Annotated in this window: 18 protein-coding genes; 6 read left to right on the top strand and 12 right to left on the bottom strand. The window is 61.7% G+C overall.

All coding sequences use genetic code 11. The features are described from left to right. Nucleotides 1–90: 90 nt before the first annotated feature. Genes O3306_RS06355 through O3306_RS06345 form a run of 3 tightly spaced genes read right to left on the bottom strand, consistent with a single transcriptional unit; the run spans nucleotide 91 to nucleotide 3,311 of the window. Nucleotides 91–546 carry a DUF6173 family protein gene (locus O3306_RS06355; protein WP_272004704.1) on the bottom strand — a complete coding sequence of 152 codons (456 nt, stop codon included), beginning with the start codon at nucleotides 544–546 and terminating at the stop codon, nucleotides 91–93. A gap of 3 nt (nucleotides 547–549) precedes the next feature. Beyond that, the gene (locus O3306_RS06350; RefSeq protein ID WP_272004702.1) at nucleotides 550–1,596 is read right to left on the bottom strand and encodes an MBL fold metallo-hydrolase; all 1,047 of its coding nucleotides are present in this window, start codon (nucleotides 1,594–1,596) and stop codon (nucleotides 550–552) included. Next, nucleotides 1,593–3,311 (bottom strand): acyl-CoA dehydrogenase, encoded by a 1,719-nt coding sequence (locus O3306_RS06345; RefSeq protein ID WP_272004700.1) that lies wholly within the window; start codon nucleotides 3,309–3,311, stop codon nucleotides 1,593–1,595. The genes O3306_RS06350 and O3306_RS06345 overlap by 4 nt, the downstream gene beginning before the upstream one ends. 146 nt (nucleotides 3,312–3,457) lie before the next feature. On the opposite strand from O3306_RS06345, the gene O3306_RS06340 reads away from it, so the two are divergent. Then, complete coding sequence (locus O3306_RS06340; RefSeq protein ID WP_272004698.1) at nucleotides 3,458–4,420, top strand: L-threonylcarbamoyladenylate synthase; 963 nt, start codon at nucleotides 3,458–3,460, stop codon at nucleotides 4,418–4,420. Nucleotides 4,421–4,471: 51 nt separating this feature from the next. Here the strand turns inward: O3306_RS06340 and O3306_RS06335 are convergent, their stop codons facing one another. After that, nucleotides 4,472–5,623, bottom strand: a complete 1,152-nt coding sequence (locus tag O3306_RS06335; protein ID WP_272004696.1) for an acyl-CoA dehydrogenase family protein — start codon at nucleotides 5,621–5,623, stop codon at nucleotides 4,472–4,474. 190 nt (nucleotides 5,624–5,813) lie between these two features. Between O3306_RS06335 and O3306_RS06330 the strand changes: the two genes are divergently transcribed. After that, complete coding sequence (locus O3306_RS06330) at nucleotides 5,814–6,902, top strand: tellurite resistance/C4-dicarboxylate transporter family protein (RefSeq protein ID WP_272004694.1); 1,089 nt, start codon at nucleotides 5,814–5,816, stop codon at nucleotides 6,900–6,902. 43 nt (nucleotides 6,903–6,945) lie between these two features. Here the strand turns inward: O3306_RS06330 and O3306_RS06325 are convergent, their stop codons facing one another. The 4 genes from O3306_RS06325 to O3306_RS06310 form a co-directional block, all read right to left on the bottom strand. Then, on the bottom strand, nucleotides 6,946–8,139 hold the full coding sequence (locus tag O3306_RS06325) for an MFS transporter (protein WP_272004692.1): 1,194 nt from the start codon (nucleotides 8,137–8,139) through the stop codon (nucleotides 6,946–6,948). A gap of 118 nt (nucleotides 8,140–8,257) precedes the next feature. After that, nucleotides 8,258–8,719: a group III truncated hemoglobin gene (locus tag O3306_RS06320; RefSeq protein WP_272004690.1), complete on the bottom strand. Its 462-nt coding sequence runs from the start codon at nucleotides 8,717–8,719 to the stop codon at nucleotides 8,258–8,260. A 75-nt stretch (nucleotides 8,720–8,794) separates the two neighbouring features. After that, complete coding sequence (locus O3306_RS06315) at nucleotides 8,795–9,136, bottom strand: carboxymuconolactone decarboxylase family protein (protein WP_272004688.1); 342 nt, start codon at nucleotides 9,134–9,136, stop codon at nucleotides 8,795–8,797. A gap of 93 nt (nucleotides 9,137–9,229) precedes the next feature. Beyond that, the gene (locus O3306_RS06310; RefSeq protein WP_272004686.1) at nucleotides 9,230–9,505 is read right to left on the bottom strand and encodes a DUF6522 family protein; all 276 of its coding nucleotides are present in this window, start codon (nucleotides 9,503–9,505) and stop codon (nucleotides 9,230–9,232) included. Nucleotides 9,506–9,664: 159 nt separating this feature from the next. Between O3306_RS06310 and ytfE the strand changes: the two genes are divergently transcribed. The 4 genes from ytfE (at nucleotide 9,665) to O3306_RS06290 (ending at nucleotide 14,346) form a co-directional block, all read left to right on the top strand. After that, nucleotides 9,665–10,342, top strand: a complete 678-nt coding sequence (ytfE, locus tag O3306_RS06305) for an iron-sulfur cluster repair protein YtfE (RefSeq protein ID WP_272004684.1) — start codon at nucleotides 9,665–9,667, stop codon at nucleotides 10,340–10,342. Nucleotides 10,343–10,373: 31 nt separating this feature from the next. Continuing rightward, nucleotides 10,374–12,038, top strand: a complete 1,665-nt coding sequence (locus O3306_RS06300; RefSeq protein WP_272004682.1) for a cytochrome c oxidase subunit I — start codon at nucleotides 10,374–10,376, stop codon at nucleotides 12,036–12,038. 401 nt (nucleotides 12,039–12,439) lie between these two features. Continuing rightward, entirely contained in the window at nucleotides 12,440–13,231 is a 792-nt protein-coding gene (locus O3306_RS06295) for a hypothetical protein (protein WP_272004680.1), read from the top strand. 377 nt (nucleotides 13,232–13,608) lie between these two features. Beyond that, a complete protein-coding gene (locus O3306_RS06290) occupies nucleotides 13,609–14,346 on the top strand; it encodes a VPLPA-CTERM sorting domain-containing protein (RefSeq protein WP_272004678.1) in 738 nt (245 codons plus the stop codon). A gap of 277 nt (nucleotides 14,347–14,623) precedes the next feature. On the opposite strand, the gene rpsU is transcribed toward O3306_RS06290, so the two are convergent. The 4 genes from rpsU to O3306_RS06270 all read right to left on the bottom strand — a co-directional run bounded on the left by rpsU (nucleotide 14,624) and on the right by O3306_RS06270 (nucleotide 17,666). Next, nucleotides 14,624–14,827: a 30S ribosomal protein S21 gene (rpsU, locus tag O3306_RS06285; RefSeq protein WP_093119624.1), complete on the bottom strand. Its 204-nt coding sequence runs from the start codon at nucleotides 14,825–14,827 to the stop codon at nucleotides 14,624–14,626. Nucleotides 14,828–15,286: 459 nt separating this feature from the next. Next, nucleotides 15,287–16,168 (bottom strand): DMT family transporter, encoded by an 882-nt coding sequence (locus O3306_RS06280; protein ID WP_272004673.1) that lies wholly within the window; start codon nucleotides 16,166–16,168, stop codon nucleotides 15,287–15,289. A gap of 23 nt (nucleotides 16,169–16,191) precedes the next feature. Further along, entirely contained in the window at nucleotides 16,192–16,815 is a 624-nt protein-coding gene (locus O3306_RS06275; RefSeq protein ID WP_272004671.1) for a cysteine hydrolase family protein, read from the bottom strand. Between the two features lie 65 nt (nucleotides 16,816–16,880). Beyond that, on the bottom strand, nucleotides 16,881–17,666 hold the full coding sequence (locus O3306_RS06270) for an ABC transporter permease (protein WP_272004669.1): 786 nt from the start codon (nucleotides 17,664–17,666) through the stop codon (nucleotides 16,881–16,883). Between the last annotated feature and the right edge of the window lies 1 nt (nucleotide 17,667).

The following is a 17,667-nucleotide window of genomic DNA, read 5'->3' as shown; positions in this document are numbered from 1 at the left end:
GATTTCATGCCCTTTTCGTCTCGGATTCAACGGGTGCTTAGCGGATTTGCGCGAGGCTGTCACGCCCAAAGCCGGTGGTGCGTGCCGGTGTCACGTCTTGCTCAGATCAGCCGCCAGGCGAAACCCGATGCGCGTGGGCTCTGCCGCGGGCTCGGGCTTGGTTACGGCGCGCAACAGCACGTTCAACTGGCTGACATGCTGTACCAGCTGGGTTTTGCCGCCCGCCGGGTCGCTGCCGTAGAAAGTGACGATATCGGGGTCGAAATACCCCATCCCCTCGATCCGCAGGATGCCGGCGTCGCCGCCGGTAAAGCCCATGGCGATCTCGTGTTCGTTATCGAGGGTCTTCTCGAAGTTCTGGATATAGAGAATCAGCCGCTCGTAGGCCCATTGTGCCGGGCTTTTCTCTTCCACCGATTTCTGGCTCATCGCCGCGGGAGCGTTCATCGCGGCATTGGGTTTGTCGGGGTCGGTATGCACTTCGTGGCAGCGCGGCAGGGCTGCCCCTTCTGCGACTTCAGCCGACGTCATGATTAGATTGTCCAATGTTCACCCTCCACTTTGCCACAGCCACGCCCCGTCTGCACGGCGCGTGCGGCTGATGCGACCAGCCTGATGCAGATGATTGAGATGTGCAACGGCTTCGACAAGGGCAAACCCATAGGTTCCTTCATCAATTTTCCGTTTGAAGAGTGGCGCGAAGCATTCGGCGGCGGTGTGCGGGGTTTGCAGATGCGTTTCCAGCCGGGCCAGCGCGCCGGTGTGATTTTCGGCCAACTGGCGCATTCGTATCGGTAGCCCGGTAAAGGGCAGCTTGTGACCGCTGAGCACAAGGTGGCGCGGCGTGGCGAGTGCGGCGAGCCGCGTGCATGCCTCCAGCCAATCTCCCACGGGATCGGCATCGGGTTCGGTCGGATAGACGCCCAGATTGGGGCTGATGGACGAGATGATCTGATCGCCCGCGATGACCAGATCGCCCTCGCGGCCCCACAGGGTCAGGTGTTCGGGCGCATGGCCATTGCCGATATGCACGTCCCAGTCGCGCCCGCCCGCGTGGAGCGTGTCGCCCTGCCGGAGCCGTGTGTACCCCACCGGCAGCGGGGCGCAGGTGTCGGCAAAGTTGAACGGGCGCGCGGCCTCGCGTGCGGCGAGTATCTCGGGATCCATGCCGGCGCTGCGCCAGAAGTCCAGCGCCTGCTGTGACGGGCGCTCTTCGACGTCGAGGATCAGCATCCGCGCCATCAGCCACGCGGTGCGGCTGGTCACCAGTTCCGCCCCGAAACGCTCCATCAGCCAACCGGCCATGCCGACGTGATCGGGGTGGTGATGCGTCAGGATGACCCGGCCCACGGGCCGCCCCTGCAACGGGCCCGCAAGCAGGGTTTCCCACAGGGCGACCGAGCGGCGCGTGTGAAAGCCGGTATCGACGATGCTCCAGCTGTCGCCGTCATCGAGCGCGTAGACGTTGACGTGATCCAGCGCCATCGGGAGGGGCAGGCGCATCCACAGGATGCCGGGCGCTACCTGCAGCGCCTCGCCCTCGGCGGGCGCATCGGGCCAGGGATAGTGCAAGCCGATGGGGGCTACATGCGTCACTGGCTCAGCTCATCGGCGCTGAGGGTGTAGAGATCTGCGGCCCCGGTGCGGGCATGGGCAAACAGACCGATATGCTCGGGCAACATGCGGGTGATGTAGAAACGCGCCAGTTTGGTGTGGGCGCCGTTTCCGCCTTCTGCCAGCGCGGCGGTCAGGTGGAAATGCCCGCCCAGAACCCGCGCGAAGCCACGCAGGAAAGGCTCGGCGCCGGCGAAACGGTCGTTCAGGTCGTCCTGCGCCACCAGCCATTGAACCGTTTCGCGCAAGGTGCGGGCCGCGTCGGCCACCGGTGCGGCCAGATCGGTCAGGGCGCTCTGTGCGGCCTTGGCGGTGGTGTCGATCTCGTCCAGCAGGGCAAAGGCGGCGGCACCGCGATCCATCATCTTGCGGGCGACCAGATCCATCGCCTGAATGCCGTTGGTGCCCTCGTAGATCGCGGTCACGCGCACGTCGCGGTAGTATTGCGCGGCGCCGGTTTCCTCGATGAAGCCCATGCCGCCATGGACCTGCACGCCCATTTCAGCCACGGCGACGCCGGTCGCGGTGCCGAACGCCTTGGCGATGGGGGTCAGCAACGCCGCCCGCGCGCCCCATGCGGGGTCTTGCCCGGCGGTTTGCATGTCGATGGCCACGGCGCAGCTGAGCGCGATGGCGCGGGCGGCAAAGATGTCGGCCTTCATCGTGAGCAGCATCCGCCGGACATCGGCATGGTCAAGGATCGTGCCGGTGCCGTCCGCGACCGGGCTGCGGCCCTGTTTGCGTTCCAGCGCATAGGCCAGCGCGTGCTGATAGGCGCCCTCGGCCGCGCCGATGCCCTGACCGCCGACGCCCAGACGGGCGTTGTTCATCATGGTGAACATGGCGCGCATCCCGCCCTGCGGCTCGCCCACGAGCCAGCCGGTGGCGCCGTCATACTGCATCACTGCCGTGGGGCTGCCGTGCAGGCCCATCTTGTGCTCGAGGCTGACGACGTGCAGGCTGTTGCGTGCGCCCAGCGTGCCATCGGCGTTCGGGATGATCTTGGGCACCAGAAACAGGCTGATCCCCTTAGTGCCGGGCGCGCTGTCGGGCAGGCGGGCCAGCACCAGATGGCAGACGTTTTCGGTAAAGTCGTTGTCGCCCCAGCTGATATAGATCTTCTGCCCGGTGATCGCATAGCTGCCGTCGCCATTCGGCTCGGCCCGGCTCCGCAGGGCGCCCACGTCGCTGCCGGCCTGGGGTTCGGTCAGGTTCATCGTGCCGGCCCATTCGCCGCTCACCAGCTTGGGCAGGTAGAGCGCCTTGATGGCGTCGCTGCCGTGGTGATCGAGCGCCTCGATCTGGCCCTGGGTCATCAGCGGGTTGAGTTGCAGTGACAGGCAGGCGGCGCTCATCATCTCGTTCACGGCCGTGGTGACCGTCATGGGCAGGCCCATGCCGCCATGTTCGGGGCTGGCGCTGATCGACACCCAGCCGCCTTCGGCGATGGCTTTGTAGCCCTCGGCGTAGCCGGGGCTGGTGCGCACGACGCCGTTTTCCAGATGCGCGGGGTGCAGATCACCGGCGCGTTGCAGCGGGGCAAGCACGTCTTCGCACATCCTCCCGGCTTCGGTCAGGATGGCGGCGGTCATGTCGGGGGTGGCTTCGGCAAAGCGGTCGGTTTCGGTCACTTTGGGCAGGCCGACGACATGCTCGAACAGGAACTGGTATTCCTCGACGGGGGCACGATAGGGCATCTGGCATCTCCTCAACGGCGCGCGGCGTGCTGCTTGGCAATGGCGCGGGCGCGCGGTAGTCACGATTTGATATGGATTTAGCGTATCGCGGCGGGATGCACCATCAAGCAGAACGCCGCGTCACAAGAAATGAAGGAACCCCCGCCTTGGCCGAGACCCATCAAGATACAAGGTTGCTGGCTGCGGATGCAGAAGGGATCGAGCAGGCCGCGCAGTTTTTGCGGCAGGGGGCGCTGGTCGCCTTCCCGACCGAGACGGTCTACGGCCTTGGGGCGGATGCCTGCAACGGCGAGGCGGTGGCGCGAATCTTTGCCGCCAAGGACCGGCCGCAGTTCAACCCGCTGATCGTGCATGTGGCCGATGCGGATGCGGCGCAGCGCTATGCGGAATGGAACGATCTGGCAGACCGGCTGGCGGCGGTGTTCTGGCCCGGCCCGTTGACCTTGGTATTGCCGTTGCGTGCGGGGGGCGGACTGAGCCCACTGGTCAGTGCTGGGCAACCCAGCGTGGCATTGCGCGCCCCCGATCACCCGGTGGGCGCGGCGCTGCTGGCGGCGTTCGGCGGGCCGATTGCCGCGCCTTCGGCCAACCCGTCGGGGCGGATCAGCCCGACCCGCGCGGCGCATGTGGTGGCGGGGCTGTCGGGCCGGATCGCGGGAATCATCGATGGGGGGGCCTGTCCGGTAGGGGTGGAATCAACCATTGTCGGTCTGGGCGATGTGCCCACGCTGTTGCGCCCCGGCGGGCTGCCTGCCGAGGCGATCGAGGCGGCGCTGGGCGTGTCGCTGGCGGCGCCTGTCGCCGGGGCGGCGCTGACATCGCCGGGGCAGTTGTCCTCGCATTACGCGCCGCGCGCCGGGATGCGGCTGAACGCGCGGGAGGCGCGGGCGGGGGAGGTCCTGCTGGGGTTCGGGCCGAAAGTGCGGGGCGATCAGACGCTGTCGGCCTCGGGCGATCTGACCGAGGCGGCGGCGCAGCTTTTTGACATGCTGCACGCGCTGGATGCGGGCGGTGCAGAGATCATCGCCGTGGCTCCGATCCCCGAAACCGGGCTGGGCCGCGCGATCAACGACCGGCTGAGGCGAGCGGCGGCGCCGCGCGGGGTGTGAGCGTCTGGTGATCGCGCGGCGGCCCCAAGGGGCCTTGATTCCGAGCGTGTCTTAGTAGCTGCGCGGCATCTTCAGCACATGCTCGGCCAGGTAGGACAGGATCAGGTTGGTCGAGATGGGCGCGACCTGATAGAGGCGGGTTTCGCGGAATTTGCGCTCGATGTCGTATTCCTCGGCGAAGCCGAAGCCGCCATGGGTCTGCACCGCAGCTTCCGCGGCCTCCCAACTGGCCTCGGCGGCCAGCATCTTGGCCATGTTGGCCTCGGCGCCGGGGTTCTGGCCTTCTTCGTAGAGGCGCACGGCCTCGTGCACCATCAGTTCGGCGCCACGCATCCGCGCATAGGCCTGCGCGATGGGAAAGGAGATACCCTGGTTCTGGCCGATGGGCCGCCCGAATACCTCGCGTTCGGAAGCGTATGCGGATGATTTGTCGATCAGCCATTTGGCGTCACCAATACATTCCGAGGCGATCAGGATCCGCTCGGCGTTCATGCCCGACATGATATAGCCAAAACCCTTGCCTTCGGTGCCGATGAGGTTCTCGGCGGGCACTTCGACATTGTCGAAGAACACCTCGCAGGTGGCATGGTTCATCATCGTGCGGATGGGCGAGATGCGCAGGCCGTTCTTTTTTGCGGCGTTCATGTCGAGGATGAAGACCGACAGCCCGTCTGTCTTTTTCTTGCACTGATCCGCAGGCGTGGTGCGTGCCAGCAGGATCATCAGATCGGAATATTCCGCCCGGCTGGTCCAGATTTTCTGGCCGTTGATGATATAGCGGTCGCCGTCCTTGCGCGCCGTGGTCTTGATCGCGGGCGTGTTGGTGCCGCTGCCCGGTTCGGTCACGCCAAACGCCTGAAGCCGCAGCGATCCGTCGGCAATGCTGGGCAGATATTGCTGCTTCTGCGCGTCATTGCCGTGCCGCAGCAGCGTGCCCATCGTGTACATCTGCGCATGGCAGGCCGCCGCGTTGCAGCCCGCGCGGTGGATCTCTTCGAGGATCGCGGAGCCTGCCGACAGGGTCAGGCCGATGCCGCCGTATTCCTCGGGGATGAGCGCCGAAAGATAGCCCTGCTCGGTCAGCGCGGTCACGAACTCGCTCGGATAGGCCCGCTCCTGATCCAGCTTGCGCCAGTATTCGCCCGGAAACCCTTCGCATAGTTTCGTGACTGCGTCGCGGATATCCTGGTGCCGTTCGATCATTGCCTGCTCCGATCCAATGTTTGCCCGACCATAGCAGCTGTCTGCCCTGCTGAGCAGAGCGTTCGAATAATCGCAGGCATAGCTGGGGCTTATGGCAGGAGCGGGCGTGGCTTTCTTCCGCCAATATCCTTGCGGCGCTCATGGCATGCTGGTTAACTTGCCTGGACAAACCCCAATCGGGATAACAACCGTGTCCGCCGCTCCCGGCCAGCCACATCCGCCATCTTATTTTTCCGCTGTACTTGATCCGGCGCTCAAGGTGCTGTCACCGGCCTATTTCGGCATGGTCATGGCAACGGGTATCGTGGCGCTGGCGGCGCAGGAGATCGGCCTGCCATTCGTGGCCCGGGTGCTGTTTGGGGTCGCGATCATCGCCTACGTGGTCCTGTGGGGGCTGACCGGGCTGCGCCTGTTGCGCCACCGCGACCGTGTTTTCGCGGATATGATCGACCACCTTCGGGGGCCCGGGTTCTTTACCATGGTCGCGGCCTCGGGCGTTCTGGGTAGCGCCTGCTTGATCCTGGCGCATAACCTTTTCGCGGCTTCGGTGCTGTGGGGAATGGCCGTGGTCCTGTGGTTCGGCCTGACCTACACGATCTTTACCGCCTTCACCGTCAAGGAGGACAAGCCGCCCCTGGACAAGGGCATCAGCGGCGCCTGGCTGCTGGCGGTGGTCGCGACCCAATCGATTGCCGTGCTGTCATCGCTGCTGGCGGTGCGGGTCGGTCAACCCTATCGGCTGGATCTGAATTTTCTGGCGCTGTCGATGTGGCTATGGGGCGGCATGCTTTATATCTGGATGATGTCGCTGATCTTTTACCGCTACACGTTTTTCCGGTTCTCGCCCGGCGATCTGTCACCGCCATACTGGATCAACATGGGGGCGATGGCGATCTCGACGCTGGCGGGGTCGTTGCTGATCCTCAATTCCGACGATGCGCCGTTCCTGCATTCCATCGTGCCGTTCATGAAGGGGTTCACCGTCTTTTACTGGGCGACTGGGACATGGTGGATTCCGATGCTGGTCATCCTTGGTATCTGGCGGCATGTCTACAAACGGTTTCCGCTGCACTATGACCCGCTTTACTGGGGCGCGGTGTTCCCGCTGGGGATGTATGCGGTGGGGACGGCGCAGATGGCGCGCGCGATGGAGTTCCATTTTCTCGCCGCGTTGCCGGTCATCTTTGCCTGGATTGCCCTGTTCGCCTGGATGCTGGCCTTTGGTGCCTACCTGTTGACCCTGTTCCGGGCTGCCAAAGCGCCATATCGGGATGTGTAATGCCGGTTGGGCGCGCTGGGCACGAACGCTGCGGAATCCGCTTTCAGCCGTCTTCGTTGAGCCGGGGCAGGAACCACGTCAGCAAGCCCGCGAGCGGCATGAATGAGCAGATCAGATAGACTGTCTCGACACCGTAGCTGTCTGCCAGCACGCCGAGGAACGCCGCTGCGACACCGCCAAGCCCGAAGTTCAGCCCGTAGAACAGCCCGCCGATCAGCCCGATCCGATTGGGTAGAAGATCCATCGCGTAGATCAGGATCGAGGCGAAGGCGCTGGCCATGATCAGGTTGATCATGATCGTCAGCACGCCGGTCCAGAACAGATCGGCATAGGGCAGGATCAGGGTCAGAGGCAGGGGCCCCAGGACCGAGATCCAGATGATCCGGTACCGGCCGATCCGGTCGCCCAGTATCCCGCCGATCAACACGCCGACCGCCGCCGCCAGCAGAAAGACAAAGAGCATCATTTGCGCGGAAGGGATGGACAGGTCGAACCGTTCCATCAGGTAGAAGGTGTAGAAGGAGCGGAAACTTTCGTTATAGGTATTCTTGGTGAACATCAGGAAGGTCAGCACGACCAGACCGATGCCGATCGTCATCGGCGCGTGTGCGGCTGCCTCGGGGCCCTTCTTCTTGCGGGCCCGCATTGCCGAGAATTCGGCGCTGAGCTGGCGCTGTTTGCTGCCTATCCATGTCAGAAGCATCATCGCCAACAGAGCGGCGACCGCGAACCACGCAAGGCTGGGCTGCCCCCAGGGCACGACGATGAGGGCCGCGAAAACCGGCCCGAGTGCGCCGCCGGCCTGCCCGCCGACCTGAAAGATGCCCTGCGCCAGCCCTTGCCGACCACCCGAGGCATAGCGCGCCATCCGCGTCGCCTCGGGGTGAAAGATCGACGAGCCGATGCCGATCATCGCCACCGAGACAAGGATCATCGCATAGCTGAGCGCATAGGCGAGGCAGACCAGACCGGACAGCGTGAACATCATCCCCACCACCGGCGAATAGGGGGCAGGCCGCCGGTCGGTTACCATGCCGATCACCGGTTGCAACATGGCCCCTGCGATCTGGAATGTCAGGGTGATCATGCCGATCTGGACGAAATCCAGATCATAGGCCTGCTTGAGGATCGGGTAGGCCGCCGGGATCAGCGATTGCATCATGTCGTTCAGCAGATGGCTAATTCCCAGAACCGACAGCACGGTCAAATGGGCTCCGGAACGGGTCGCGGTCGTCATGGCGGGGGTCTTTCACTAACGGGGACTCACACGGGAATGCGGCCAATTGCTCATACCCTGCCGCCCGCTGCAAGGGGCGCGCCACGGCTGGCCCGTTGGCTTGTCGTGGCGCAGCAGATTATCGCAGCGAGGGCACGCCGGTGGTGTCCGTGTCGAACATCGCCATGCGCAGGCTGCGCGCGATCCGCCTGGCGCGGAGCAACAGGTATTGGATCGCCTCTGGCGTGGGGGCCGTATCTTGCAATGTTGCAGCGAACAGGGCGAGCCATCGGTCAAAATCTGTCGGCACGACCCCGGCGAGGCGCTGATGCACCACCACCGGCTTGCCGGCATAGCTGCCTGCATTCAGCGCGACGGAGGCCCAGAACCGTTTCATCCGGTCCAGATGCGGGCCCCAGTCATCGCCGATCGCGGCCTCGAAGATCGGGCCGAGACGCGCGTCGGCACGGATGCGCGTATAGAACTCATCGACCATGAGCGAAAGGTATGCCTCGTCGATGCCGATGATGCCGGCGGCATCCCTGATCTGAGTGCGTTTCCTTTCGGCGAATGTCGGTTCAAGAGAGAATTGGGCAGTCATTCGCGGCCCTCCTGTGATGGTGTTTGAAACGGTGTCCTGCGGCCGCCCGCTGTGGCGCTGGCAATGGGGTGGGGGTCATTCTCTGGCTGCGGCCTTTTGCATCTCGTCGAGGGCCAGCACCGAATGGGCATAGGCGGCCCCTGCGCGCATTTCGGAGGCGACCCAGATCGCCTCCATGATCTCGGCCTCGGTTGCGTTCTGGCGCAGCGCCGCCTTGGTGTGGCCCTTGATGCAGTAGGGGCATTGGGTGGCATGGGCGACCGCCACGGCGATCAGTTGCTTGGTCTTGCCGTCCAGCGCACCATCGGCAAAGGCGGCGCGGGTGAACGCTTCGAACGCGGCTGTCGTGTCTGGCGTCAGGGCCTTTCGGCGCTTTGACAGGGCGGCGGTGTTGGTGGGGAAAAGCAGGTCTGACATGGAGTCTCCTTTCCGGTTGGTGCGGCGATTGCGGGGCTCATTGCTAAGATTCAGGGTCGTTCGCCTTGACGGCGCTGCCCGTGGCCGGAGGTGTCAAAGCGGATGGCGAGCGGGCCGCCGCCGGTAATCGGCGGCGCTGCAGAACAGGACCGCGCCGGAGGCGTCGGCGGTGATCCGGGCGCGGCGGCTGTCGGAATAGAAGGTCAACCGCACGCGACCTGCATCCGCACCTTCACCGGTTTCATAGCGGCTGGTGACGGTCCCCTCGCGCAGTCTCTGCTGGAGGTCATGCGGGGTGATTTTCAGCGCTTTCGCGACAATGTCCGCGTCGACCTGAATCAGGTCCGGAGCGATTTCAATCGTTGTCATGTGAGTTTCCTCCTCATCGAAGGCGGTTTTTAAATTGGTATTGACAATACCGATTCTAGCGCGCGATAAATGGTATTGCAAACTCCAATTAGACTCGATGCGTCAGCGCGACGAGAATGGCTCCCGTCCCGCCACGCGCGACAGACAGTGGTGCGTCCCATGACCTCTATTCCTGAACCGTTACTGACCCAGCCCGTTGGCCAGATCGCGGCCAACCTGCCGGGGGCGACCGGCATTTTCCGCAAGTACGACATAGATTTTTGCTGCCACGGCGACGCGTCGTTGCAACAGGTGGCAGATCAGCGTGGGCTGGACGTGGCGCCGATCACCGATGCACTGGCGGCGCTGGATGCCAGCGCGCAACCTGAGGTGCCACATGAGACCGACGCGCTGATCGCTCATATCCAGACCCGCTATCACGAGGCGCATCGGCGGCAACTGCCCGAGCTGGTGGCGCTGTCGCGCAAGGTCGAAGCGGTGCATTCCGATCACCCGGAGGTGCCCTTGGGGCTGGCCGAAATCCTGCAACAGGCGATTGGCGAGATGGAAGTGCATATGAAAAAGGAGGAGTTGATCCTTTTTCCGGCCATGCGGCGGCAGGGCGCTGGGGCCCTTGATGTGCCGATCAGCCAGATGCGTCATGACCATGACGACCACGGCACGGTCCTGCAACAGATCGACACGCTGACCCGGGCCCAGACACCGCCCGGTGGCGCCTGCCGGTCCTGGCAGGCGCTCTATGCCGGCGTGGCCCAGTTCAAGACCGATCTGATGGAGCACATCCACCTGGAAAACAACATTCTTTTCCCTCGATTCGAAGCCACGTCCAACGCCTGACTCCGATCATTCACCCCGCCCGGAGGACCCGATGAGCGAAGCAACGATATCCCATCCCCACGACAATCGCGGCCTCTTTACCCGCTGGTTCATGTCGACCAACCACAAGGACATTGGCATCCTCTACCTGTTCACGGCGGGGGCGATCGGGCTGATCGCGGCGGAGCTGTCGGTTTTCATGCGGCTGGAACTGATGGAGCCGGGCGTGCAGTACATGTGCCTGGAAGGGCTGCGCTTCTGGCCTGCGGCGGCAGAGTGCACGCCGAACGGGCATTTCTGGAATATCCTTGTCACCTATCACGGTGTCCTGATGATGTTTTTCGTGGTGATCCCGGCGCTATTCGGTGGTTTCGGGAATTACTTCATGCCGTTGATGATCGGTGCGCCGGACATGGCGTTTCCGCGGCTCAACAACCTCAGCTACTGGCTGTTCGTCGCGGGCGCGGGGCTGGCCATCGCGTCGTTCTTTGCGCCCGGTGGGGACAGCTCGCACGGGGCCGGTGTGGGCTGGACGCTCTACGCGCCGCTATCGGTCCATGACGGCGGCATTTCGATGGACCTTGCGATCTTTGCCATTCACGTCTCGGGCGCCAGTTCGATTCTGGGTGCGATCAACATGATCACCACTTTCCTGAACATGCGCGCGCCGGGGATGGTGCTGTTCAAGGTGCCGCTGTTTGCCTGGTCGATCTTTGTCACCGCGTGGATGCTGCTGATGGCGGTGCCGGTGCTGGCGGGGGCCGTGACGATGCTGTTGACCGACCGCAACTTTGCCACGACATTCTTCGATCCCTCGGGCGGCGGCGACCCGATGCTTTATCAGCACCTGTTCTGGTTCTTCGGCCATCCGGAGGTCTATATCGTCGTCCTGCCCGGCTTTGGCATCATCAGCCACGTGATTGCGACTTTCTCGCGCAAGTCGATCTTTGGCTATCTGCCGATGGTCTTTGCTCTGATCGCCATCGGCGGCATGGGGTTCCTCGTCTGGGCGCACCATATGTTCACCTCTGGCATGTCGCTGCCCCAACAGGGCTTTTTTCAGATCGCATCCGTCACTATCGCGGTGCCGACGGGGATCAAGATCTTTTCCTGGCTGGCGACGATGTGGGGTGGCTCGATCCAGTTCAAGACGCCGATGCTGTTCGCCATGGGCTTTATCTTCCTGTTCACCGTCGGCGGTGTGACGGGCGTCGTGGTGGCGCAGGCCAGCCTGGACCGCGCCTATCACGATACCTATTATGTGGTCGCGCATTTTCACTACGTGATGAGCCTTGGAGCGATCTTTGCGTTGTTGGCCGGGGTTTACTACTGGCTCGCCAAGATGTCGGGGCGGCAATATCCGGAATGGGCGGGCAAGCTGCATTTCTGGATGTTCTTCATCGGCGCCAACCTGACCTTCTTTCCGCAGCATTTTCTCGGGCGTCAGGGGATGCCGCGACGCTATATCGACTACCCCGAGGCATTCGCCAAGTGGAACGAGGTATCGAGCTGGGGCGCGCTGCTGTCCTTCGCATCGCTCCTGCTGTTCATCGGGATCATCTTCTACACCCTTCTGGCAGGCCGGCGCGAGACGCGGGCGAGCTACTGGAACGAATATGCCGATACGCTGGAATGGACCGTTCCATCACCGGTGCCGGAACACACGTTCGAGCAACTGCCGAAACCGTCGGATTGGGACAGAGGGACGGCCCCCTGATCTGATGCCCCGGCGTCGCTTGGGGGCAACGTGGCGAGCGCCCGCGAGCAGGTGGAAAAAGGCGTGAAAGAGGGCTGATCCCCTCCAGACCGATCAGCCTTCCGGGGATCAGCCGCGCCGCCGGTATATTCAGCGTGGTATGCTCAGGTGTGGCTGGTCCCGTTTTCGGCCCGGGCGTCATGCCGTCCGCCTGTTTCACTGCGCGGGGGCCATACGGGTCCGATGGACGGTATCGTTGCCAAGGCATTCTTTGGCCTGCGTCGCGGCCGCGGAGGCTCTGACAGGTACGCCCTACCAGAGAGGTGCAGGCGCCTAGCATTTGCCATTTAGTTGAAATTTCGCAGAAATTGAGGTATCAATACGTAATATTATATACTTTTTTGGTGGTGGGGGAATTTACTATGCGGTCATTACTGATTTCAGCCGTGATGGTGGCTGGGCTGTCGACGCCTGCGCTCGCGGCAACCTTTACAGTGAATGTTGATGGGACGGATGCCATTTTCCTGGCAGGTCGCACCGACATCCCCATTCCTGCGGCGAGTGCGCCTTGGGGGGACAGTTCACCGGCGACAGAAGATGGGATGCTGCGCCATTCCGGCGCAACACCCGAAGAAGCACTGGAAACGCTTCCCGACTCTATCGCGGTTGCGGGGGGCGACGTGGTGCGCGTGCTCGACCCGGTTGTCGGGGGGATCAACTTCTTCAACGGTCCGGGCGTTCTTTTCGGCCCCGAGGGGAACTCTACCCTAACATCCAGCTCGATCTCGTCTTTCGGCGGCATCAGCGGCTACAAGGGGACGCAGGGCGCCTTGGTTGGCGTTTTTCTGGCAAATAGCATCCCGACGGGTGTTGCGCCTCCTGCCACGCTTGATTTTGGAACGATCGGGACGGATTTCGCGACCCTTTCCCCCGAGATCGGGCAAATCTTCTTCATCGGAGATGGCCAGACTTCGGGCGGCGTCTTTCACGAATTCGTTGCACCAGTCAGCGCCACGCGCCTGTTTTTCGGGGTGCCGGATGCATTTGGGTTCAATGGCGTGCCGGGCGCATATGACGACAACGACGGAAGCTATCAGATCCGTGTCGGTGTCAACGAGGTGCCAACGCTTACCCCCGTGCCCCTGCCTGCAACGGCGCTTCTTCTGTTGGGCGCTTTGGGTGGGCTGAGAGTCCTGCGCAAGCGTAACACGTAAGCAGCCCCGACCGGGGCGCGATCGGCGCCTTCTCAGGTCTTGCGCCCGGAGGCCCCCGGTCGCCACGGGATTTGTATCGTACCGCCCCCCCCCCCACACACACAAACGGCGGGGGCGGTCCTCCGAAGTTACCGGGCCAAGCTGTACACAACAATTCAATCGAAGGTTTGAACGCCGCTACCATCGTTTGGCGAGCTGACGCTTGGACAACATAATGGGGCCGTTCAGAGGGGAAATTACACGAGGCTGGAGATCGTGGCCAAAATGTGTTACGGCAGCTCTGTACGTCTGGTGGGAGTCGCCGTTACTGAGATCGGCTCAGCATCTGTCCGGAGGACAAATTGCACCATGACCGGGGGCGCTACGTGAATAGTAATTTGGAGTTAACGATGAGAGTTTTGAAAAATAGTGCGGTTGCAGCCTTCGTATCAGTGTTGCTTGGAACCGCGGCGCAAGCAAGTTCGGTTGCCCCCGATATTATTTTCGGAAGTGGCAATGCCAACGGCAGCTTCACGGTGTCCAACGTTACCACAGCTCGTGGCAACGTTGAAATCGGCCTCCGAGCCAAGCTTCGGTACAACGACGCTGGCCTGCCGGAGAACACGTTTAACTGGGATGGTGTCGACACCTATTCTTTCGCACCGACAGCGGGGACGCCGGCGAACCGTTCGGTGTTCAACTTTGAATGGCATGTCAACACTGAGGCGACCAAGCGCAGCATCAGCCAACTGATCGCAAGCGGTGCATCTGCCCTGCTCGAGGTCGATATCGATCCGACCGCAGGAACGAATTTTCTTTCGTATGACCCGTTCGATTTTGACGCCTATTACGGCACCAACGCGACACCGAATGGCGGCGGAACGTACGATAATACCGGGACACCGGTCGCAGGTGCGACAGTGGCGCAGAATTCGGTGAATTATGGCTTCATTTTGGGGGCGCCAGTCGAACTGGGCATCTACGATATCAGGCTCAGCATTTTCAACACCCAGAACCAACTGCTCGGCTCCACTGCCATCAAGGTCACGCCGGTGCCGGTGCCAGCAGCATTGCCGCTGCTCGTGTTTGCCCTTGGTGGTCTTGGCTTCGCGGGGCGTCGTCGCAAAGCGGCCTGACAAAACACGGCTCTTTTCAAACGTCATGCGGGAGGCTTCGGCCTCCCGTTTTCTTTGCAGGGCAGGCGGTCAGGCTGTTGAGGTTTTCGGGCGGTGTCGCCGATCCGCCGCTTTCGCATTGAAGACATTGGTACGTCGTGCAGCATTTCCCGTCTTCAACGACGTTCCGCTGACTTCAATGTCTCGGGCTGCCTTCTGAGAAGAATTTTCTCAGGACTAAAACCCCCGCTGCGCTTGGGCACCGGAGGTTTTGTATTCTCAGTGGTAAGGGTAGATTTTACCCAGCTTCGCGCTCTAATTTCTTGCGCGCCAGCTTGCGCGCACGGCGAATCGCTTCAGCTTTCTGCCGCGCGTTCTTCTCGGAGGGTTTCTCGAAATGCTGCTTGAGCTTCATTTCGCGGAAAACGCCTTCCTTCTGCAATTTCTTCTTAAGTACCCGGAGGGCTTGATCGACATTGTTGTCGCGAACACTGACCTGCATGTGGTAGACACCATCTCTCTAATTTGGAGTCGGACCTGCATTCAGGATTCGGCCGACTGGTAACAGTTCCCTATATCGTATGATCGACCAGTTGCAAGTTGGTTCGATGGTAGCGACATATACACTGTTTTTGCCGATTTGGGTAGTAGTAAGGAATTTAGCGCTGGCTCAGTGCCATCTTTGGTCAAGCGATCTGATGCTACGGCGGGGCTTCAGCAGGGCAATCACCCGTCGATCGCGCAGGATTTGATTGGCAGTAGGAGCGCAGTGCAGGAATTGGCGGATATCTGACCAGAAGGGTATCGACGGGACCAACGCCAAATAACTTGCCAGAACCGACTTCGGCCAGAAGTTTATGTATCGGGTTCAGTCAATCGGAGGATAGCAGCGCGAGACTTGCGCCTGTGGTTGCTACCTGTCCTGCGAGATAAACTGCGTCATTGTGGGCAAGAACTTGGCTCATGACCTCAAAGTGAGAGCCGTGCCGGATATCAGGATGACCGCGATTCCGATCATTGCGAGCGCGTTGGTCATCACGCCCCACAGCATGAAGCCCCATATGCTGGCGAAGATCAGGAAGGAGTATTCGAACACCGCGACCTTCGAGGGAGTGCCAATACGGTAGGCTTCGGCGATACAGGTTACCGCGATAACGGCGCCTGCGGCCTGAAAGGATGTGAGCCAGAAGAACCTTGGAGTGGGTGGTACCCAGCCCCCGGTCAGGAAGGTCGCGTCCGCGACGGGGAACAGGCTGAAGTAGAACAGCATTGCCAGACTGATCGTCCCGATGGCGATGAAGATGCCAATCGCCAAGGCGACTGGCGTTTCGTCACCACACAGATACGGGGTCAGCAACATGCCCAACCCGTAAAACAGACCGGCGATCAGGGGCAAAAACGACAGCATGTTCAGCGTTTCGGGATCTGGCTGCAGCAGCATCAACACCCCGGCAAATCCCGCCAGTATCGCGAGGACCTGAAACAGCGTGATCCGCGCCCTGAAGAGAAGAGCGGACAGTAGAAGCACCCATATCGGCGCACTGAATAGTCCGGCTCCTGCCTGCGCGACCGGCAACACTCCCAACGCTGCAAAATATACCAGCAGGCCGACGGATACGGACAGGCTCCGCAAGGCGGTGTTCAGAAAATTGGCCGGGCGCAGTGCCTGCCCTGTCATACGTCCAAAAGTCAGCAGAAGTGGGATCGCGATGAGCGCGCGAACGACCTGAAACTGCCAGATCGCCGCCTCTTCGGCGACCCGGCCCACGAAATTATCGATAAAGCTGAGCATCGCGGACGCAAAGAGAGCCAGGACGGCAGCACGTGCTTGAGGACTGGCCAAGGTTGCCTCCTTCGGATGCGCGGTCAGCTGTTCTGCGCGCTCATCGCGGTCAGCACTTCGTCCAGAGACCGTACCGCGCCTGTCTGCAGATATTCCATGGCGCGCAGCGAGGCCTCATGCGCTGCGGTGTTGGACCCGGCGACGCAATCTTCAATGACACGGCAGAAGTAATCTCCCTGATGGGCGTCGGCAAAGGTGTAGTGCACGCACACGTCTGTCAATCCGCCTGTCAGGATGAGAGTTTCGGCCTTCAGACCCTTCAATAGGATTTCAAGATCCGTGCCATAGAATGCGGAATATCTGCGTTTCTGGATAAGATAGTCATCTTTGCGAAACCCCAGCACGTCCTTGGCAATTTCGGTTTCGGGATTGCTGTCAAGGCAATGAATGTCTTCATCCCCATCAAGTTCGCGGCCAAAGTCGATCAAGTCGGCGCGATGGATTTCCTGAATGAACACGACGGGAATGCCGACCTCGCGCGCCTTGTCTATCACGATCCGGGTGCGCGCCATGCGCTCTGCATAGTCCGGCATATGGTCAATGGAACGGACTTCCTTTTGCACGAATGTGCCTTGTTGGATATCAATGACAATCAGCGCTGCCTTGCCTTCGATGATGTCTCTTTTTGTACCGTTCGGATTGGCCATGTTTTTTCCTTTTTTTGCCCCAATCGGAACCGGGGGCATATTGGTTTTTCGAGGGTGAGTGTGGGTCAGGGTTGCGCGACCAATGCTGGCGGGTCGGCCGTATCGCGCGCGCGCAGGTGCCTGAGATACCGCTTCTCGGCCAGCTTGAAGATGCGCGTGATGATGAAGACGATGACCATGTAAAAGACCATCGCGGTCACGAACCCTTCGTAGGCCAGATAGTAGCGCCCGTTCAGCCAACGCCCCGCGCCCAGAAGGTCCTGAACGGTGACGAGGCTGGCAATGGCTGAGCCGTGGATCGTGAAGATGACCTCATTCGAATAGGCGGGCAGGGCCCGGCGAAATGCACTTGGCAGCACAACCAGACGCATCCGGGTAAACGGGCTCATTCCACAGGCTTTGGCGGCCTCAATTTCTCCTGCCGGGGTTGTTTCGATCGCTCCGCGCAGGAATTCGGTTGTGTAGGCAGAACTGTTCAGGACGAACGCGATCAAGACACACCACCAGGGGCTGCTGAGCAGCGGGTCCCACAGGAAGCTCTCGCGCACCGTCTCGAATTGGCCCAGACCGTAGTAGATAAGGTAAAGCTGAACTAGGAGCGGCGTGCCGCGAAACAGATAAGTGAAACCCCATATGGCAGGATTGAGGAAAGGCGTTTTGTAGGCGCGCGCAATGGCCATCGGAATGGCGAGCAATCCGCCCAGAGCCAGCGCCAAGAACGTCAGCTCAAGTGTGACAAGGGCGCCGTAGAAAAACCGATCCAGATGGTCATAGACCAGCATGAAGTCGAGTGGTGACGCACCTTCGCTGAAAGAGCGGAGGTAATCGGAAAACGTGCGCTCCGGTTCCATG

The organism is Roseovarius sp. ZX-A-9 (assembly GCF_028369135.1).
Classification (GTDB): domain Bacteria; phylum Pseudomonadota; class Alphaproteobacteria; order Rhodobacterales; family Rhodobacteraceae; genus Roseovarius.
Note: the sequence above shows the minus strand (reverse complement) of the source record. Positions and strands in the feature narration are given on the sequence as shown.

Excerpts from the sequence above, each read along its gene's own strand:
- O3306_RS06345 (WP_272004700.1), bottom strand. The coding sequence starts at position 3,311 with ATGCCCTATCGTGCCCCCGTCGAGGAATACCAGTTCCTGTTCGAGCAT.
- O3306_RS06335 (WP_272004696.1), bottom strand. The coding sequence starts at position 5,623 with ATGATCGAACGGCACCAGGATATCCGCGACGCAGTCACGAAACTATGC.
- O3306_RS06325 (WP_272004692.1), bottom strand. The coding sequence starts at position 8,139 with ATGACGACCGCGACCCGTTCCGGAGCCCATTTGACCGTGCTGTCGGTT.
- O3306_RS06320 (WP_272004690.1), bottom strand. The coding sequence starts at position 8,719 with ATGACTGCCCAATTCTCTCTTGAACCGACATTCGCCGAAAGGAAACGC.
- O3306_RS06315 (WP_272004688.1), bottom strand. The coding sequence starts at position 9,136 with ATGTCAGACCTGCTTTTCCCCACCAACACCGCCGCCCTGTCAAAGCGC.
- O3306_RS06310 (WP_272004686.1), bottom strand. The coding sequence starts at position 9,505 with ATGACAACGATTGAAATCGCTCCGGACCTGATTCAGGTCGACGCGGAC.
- ytfE (WP_272004684.1), top strand. The coding sequence starts at position 9,665 with ATGACCTCTATTCCTGAACCGTTACTGACCCAGCCCGTTGGCCAGATC.
- O3306_RS06300 (WP_272004682.1), top strand. The coding sequence starts at position 10,374 with ATGAGCGAAGCAACGATATCCCATCCCCACGACAATCGCGGCCTCTTT.
- O3306_RS06295 (WP_272004680.1), top strand. The coding sequence starts at position 12,440 with ATGCGGTCATTACTGATTTCAGCCGTGATGGTGGCTGGGCTGTCGACG.
- rpsU (WP_093119624.1), bottom strand. The coding sequence starts at position 14,827 with ATGCAGGTCAGTGTTCGCGACAACAATGTCGATCAAGCCCTCCGGGTA.
- O3306_RS06275 (WP_272004671.1), bottom strand. The coding sequence starts at position 16,815 with ATGGCCAATCCGAACGGTACAAAAAGAGACATCATCGAAGGCAAGGCA.
- O3306_RS06270 (WP_272004669.1), bottom strand. The coding sequence starts at position 17,666 with ATGGAACCGGAGCGCACGTTTTCCGATTACCTCCGCTCTTTCAGCGAA.